This is a genomic window from Variovorax boronicumulans NBRC 103145 (assembly GCF_001591345.1).
Taxonomy (GTDB): Bacteria; Pseudomonadota; Gammaproteobacteria; order Burkholderiales; family Burkholderiaceae_C; genus Variovorax; species Variovorax boronicumulans.
Genome location: NZ_BCUS01000233.1, coordinates 1 through 3,297 on the forward strand (window position 1 = coordinate 1; position 3,297 = coordinate 3,297).

At 68.1% G+C, this 3,297-nt stretch carries 3 protein-coding genes and 1 pseudogene; 2 read left to right on the plus strand and 2 right to left on the minus strand.

What is annotated here, in order from left to right:
* The first annotated feature begins 250 nt into the window (after positions 1 to 250).
* The gene (locus tag VBO01S_RS31105) at positions 251 to 1,027 is read left to right on the plus strand and encodes a Crp/Fnr family transcriptional regulator (protein ID WP_062482990.1); all 777 of its coding nucleotides are present in this window, start codon (positions 251 to 253) and stop codon (positions 1,025 to 1,027) included.
* On the opposite strand, the gene VBO01S_RS31110 is transcribed toward VBO01S_RS31105, so the two are convergent.
* Entirely contained in the window at positions 999 to 1,976 is a 978-nt protein-coding gene (locus tag VBO01S_RS31110) for a Bug family tripartite tricarboxylate transporter substrate binding protein (protein WP_062482992.1), read from the minus strand. The two genes, VBO01S_RS31105 and VBO01S_RS31110, sit on opposite strands and share 29 nt — an antisense overlap.
* A gap of 35 nt (positions 1,977 to 2,011) precedes the next feature.
* Positions 2,012 to 3,076, minus strand: coding sequence for a CDP-6-deoxy-delta-3,4-glucoseen reductase (locus tag VBO01S_RS31115; RefSeq protein WP_062482994.1), 1,065 nt, complete (start codon positions 3,074 to 3,076; stop codon positions 2,012 to 2,014).
* Between the two features lie 74 nt (positions 3,077 to 3,150).
* On the opposite strand from VBO01S_RS31115, the pseudogene VBO01S_RS33385 reads away from it, so the two are divergent.
* Positions 3,151 to 3,297 (plus strand): annotated as a pseudogene (locus tag VBO01S_RS33385) (SDR family NAD(P)-dependent oxidoreductase); the annotation flags it as partial.

The window sequence follows — 3,297 nt, forward strand, 5'->3', positions numbered from 1 at the left end:
GTGGCGTAGCCGAGCACGTCGCGCCGGCGCAGGCCGTGCGCATCCCCGCCGTCCGGCCCGCGCGCGGGGCGCGGGTCCTTGTTCGAACGCTTCATCGTTGTCTCCTTGTTGTTTGGCGAACGCGGATGACTGTGGCACCATCGCCGCGCCGAAGATGTCGTTGCAACGACATTTCTTACGGTCCCCGCCGACCGGCGCCTGCGACGGATCGGCCGATGCGATGTCACGAGGGACGACAGCAGGAGGCGCGATGTCGAACGCGTTGGAGAACATGCTTCGCGAGAGCTTGTGGGCGCGCGCGCTCACGGACGACGAACTCGACCGCGTCGTCCAGGAGTCGCACGAGCGCGTGGTGCCGGCCGGCGGCTTCGTCGTGCGGCGCGGCGAACCCGCCGATCACTGGATCGGCGTGATCGACGGCCTCATGAAGATGTCGGTGTCGCTGCCCGACGGACGCGTGTCCACCTTCACCGGCGTGACCGCCGGCGGCTGGGGTGGCGAAGGCTCGCTGCTCACCCCCGGATGCTGGCGCTACGACGGCGTGGCGCTGCGGCCCACGCGCGTGGCCTGCGTGCCGCGACACAGCTTCGAGCGGCTGATGTCCACCAGCATCGACTTCAATCGGTTTCTGTTGTTACACATCAATGCGCGACTGAGCCTGTTCATCGGCCTCATGGAATTCGATCGCCTGCTCGGCCCCGACGCGCGCGTGGCGCGCTGCCTGGCCAGCCTGTTCGACCCCATCCTCTATCCGCGCGCCACCCGTTTCGTGCGGCTGAGTCAGGACGAGATCGGCCTCTTGTCGGCGGTGTCGCGCCAGCGTGCCAACCGCGCGCTGCATGCGCTGCAGCGCGACGGCCTGTTGCGCATCGAACATGGCGGCGTGGAGGTGCTTGACCTCGCGGGCCTGCGCACCTACCAGAGCGGGGCGGCCGAAGCGGCGGCGGCCATGGCCGCGGCCACCGACACAGAAGCGAGCGCGCCCCTTGACGACCTCGTCAGTCCACCTTCGCCCCGGTGGCCTTGACCACCTTCTCGTACTTGGCCAGTTCGCTCTTCATGAAGGCGCCGAACTGCTCGGACGAGTTGCCGACCGGCTCGGCCAGCATCGAGGCGAAGCGGGTCTTCGTTTCCGGCGCGTTCAGCGCGGCGACGAAGGCCTGATTCAGTTTCGCAACCACCTCGGGCGGCGTGCCGGCCGGCGCGACCAGGCCCCACCAGGTGTCGATCGAGAAGCCCTTGAGCGTGTCGGCCACGGGCGGCACGTCGGGCAGGGCGCTGCTGCGCTTGAGCGTCGTGACCGCGATCGCCTTCAGCTTGCCCGAGCGGATGTTCGGCGCGGCCGTGGCGAGGTTGTCGAAGTTGAAGTCGACCTGGCCCGACAGCAGCGCCAGCTGCGCCGGGTTGCCGCCGTTGTACGGAATGTGCACCGCGAAGATGCCCGCTTCCTTCTTGAACAGCTCGCCCGCCAGGTGGCCGGCGCTGCCGTTGCCGCCGCTGGCGTAGTTGAGCTTGGCCGGGTTGGCCTTGGCGTAGCGGATCAGGTCGGTCAGCGTGCGGATGTTCAGGCGGTTGGCCGTCTCGGCATTCATCACGAGCACGTTGGGCACGCGCACCATCTGCGTGATCGGCGCGAAGTCGGTCGCGGCGTTGAACGGCATCTTGCTGTACAGCCACGGGTTCACCGCGTTCGTGGCCGTGGCCGCGATGCCGATCGTGAGGCCGTCCGCCGGCGCCTTGGCGACGAAGTCGGCGCCGATGTTGCCGCCCGCGCCGGGCTTGTTGTCGATGATGACGGGGCCGCCCAGCGTGTCTTTCACCTGCTCGGCCAGGATGCGCGCCGTGTTGTCGATCGGGCCGCCGGCCGCGTAGGGCACGACGAGGCGGATCGGGCGGTGTTGTTGTGCGACCGCGTGGCTGGTGGCAAACACCGTGGCGCCGGCGATCAGGGTCAGGAGGAAGTGTCTCGTCTTCATGTTGTTCTACGGAAAGGGAAGGGGAGCGCGAAGGCTCAGGGCAGGGCTTTGTCGGCTTCGGTGGTGAAGGCGTCGGCGAAGAACTCTTCTTCGGGCAGGCCAGCCAATGCCACGTAGTCGCGCTTGGCCGAATCGACCACGATCGGCGCGCCGCAGGCATACACCTGGTGGCCCGACAGGTCCGTGAAGTCTTCCAGCACCGCCTGGTGCACGAAGCCCGTGCGGCCGGTCCAGTTGTCTTCCGGCGTGGCGTTCGACACCACGGGCACGTAGCGCAGGTTCGGCATCGCGGCCAGCTGCTCGCGCAGCCAGGCGTCCATGTACAGGTCTTCGGGGCGGCGCCCGCCCCAGTAGATCGCGGCGGGCCGCTCGATGCCCTTGAACTTCATGTGCTCGAGCAGCGCCTTGATCGGTGCGAAGCCCGTGCCCGAGGCCAGCAGGATCATCGGCTTGTCGGAGTCTTCGCGCAGAAAGAAGCTGCCGAACGGGCCTTCGATGCGCAGAATCTCTTTTTCCTTCATCGCGCCGAAGACGTGGTCGGTGAACTTGCCGCCCGGCAGGTGCCGCAGGTGCAGTTCGAGACCCGTGCCCGGCACGGCCACCGTGTGCGGCGCGTTGGCCATCGAGTAGCTGCGGCGCGCGCCGTCGCGCAGGATGAATTCGACGTACTGGCCTGCATAGAACTGCAGCGGCTCGCCGGCCGGCAGTTGCAGGCGCAGCATCATCACGTCGTGCGACTGGCGCGTGAGCGCCATCACGCGCACCGGCATCTTGCGGATCGGCAGCGCGCCGGCCTCGGTGACCTGGCGCGACTCCAGCACCACGTCGCTCGTCGGATGGGCGCAGCAGGTCAGCACGTAGCCGGCCAGTTGCTCCTCGGCGCTCAGCGCCTTGCTCTGGTGCGGGCCGAGCGTGACCTCGCCCGACAGCTTCTTGCACTTGCAGGAACCGCAGGCGCCGTCCTTGCAACCGTAGGGGAGGCCGATGCCCTGGCGGATGCCGGCCGCGAGGATGGTTTCGTCGCCCTGGACCACGAAGTGGCGCCCGCTGGGTTCGACGGTGATGGAAAAGCCCGCTTCGTGCGGCGCTGTAGCAGTCATCGGTATTCTTCGGGGGTGAACTTTCCCGGCTGCATGCGGCCGGGACAACTGAATTGAGACAGGAAACCCGGATTTTGCCTTCAATCAATAGTCCCTCCGGCGCACTGCCGGCCCGGTTCCGGCGCGAGCGCCTGCTGATCGTCGGCTGCGGCGATGTCGGCCAGCGCGTGGCGCGCAACCTGCGCGGGCGCATGCAGCTGGTGGCGCTCACGTCCTCGGCC

Coding starts and splice junctions, on each gene's coding strand:
- VBO01S_RS31105 (WP_062482990.1), top strand. CDS start 251: ATGTCGAACGCGTTGGAGAACATGCTTCGCGAGAGCTTGTGGGCGCGC.
- VBO01S_RS31110 (WP_062482992.1), bottom strand. CDS start 1,976: ATGAAGACGAGACACTTCCTCCTGACCCTGATCGCCGGCGCCACGGTG.
- VBO01S_RS31115 (WP_062482994.1), bottom strand. CDS start 3,076: ATGACTGCTACAGCGCCGCACGAAGCGGGCTTTTCCATCACCGTCGAA.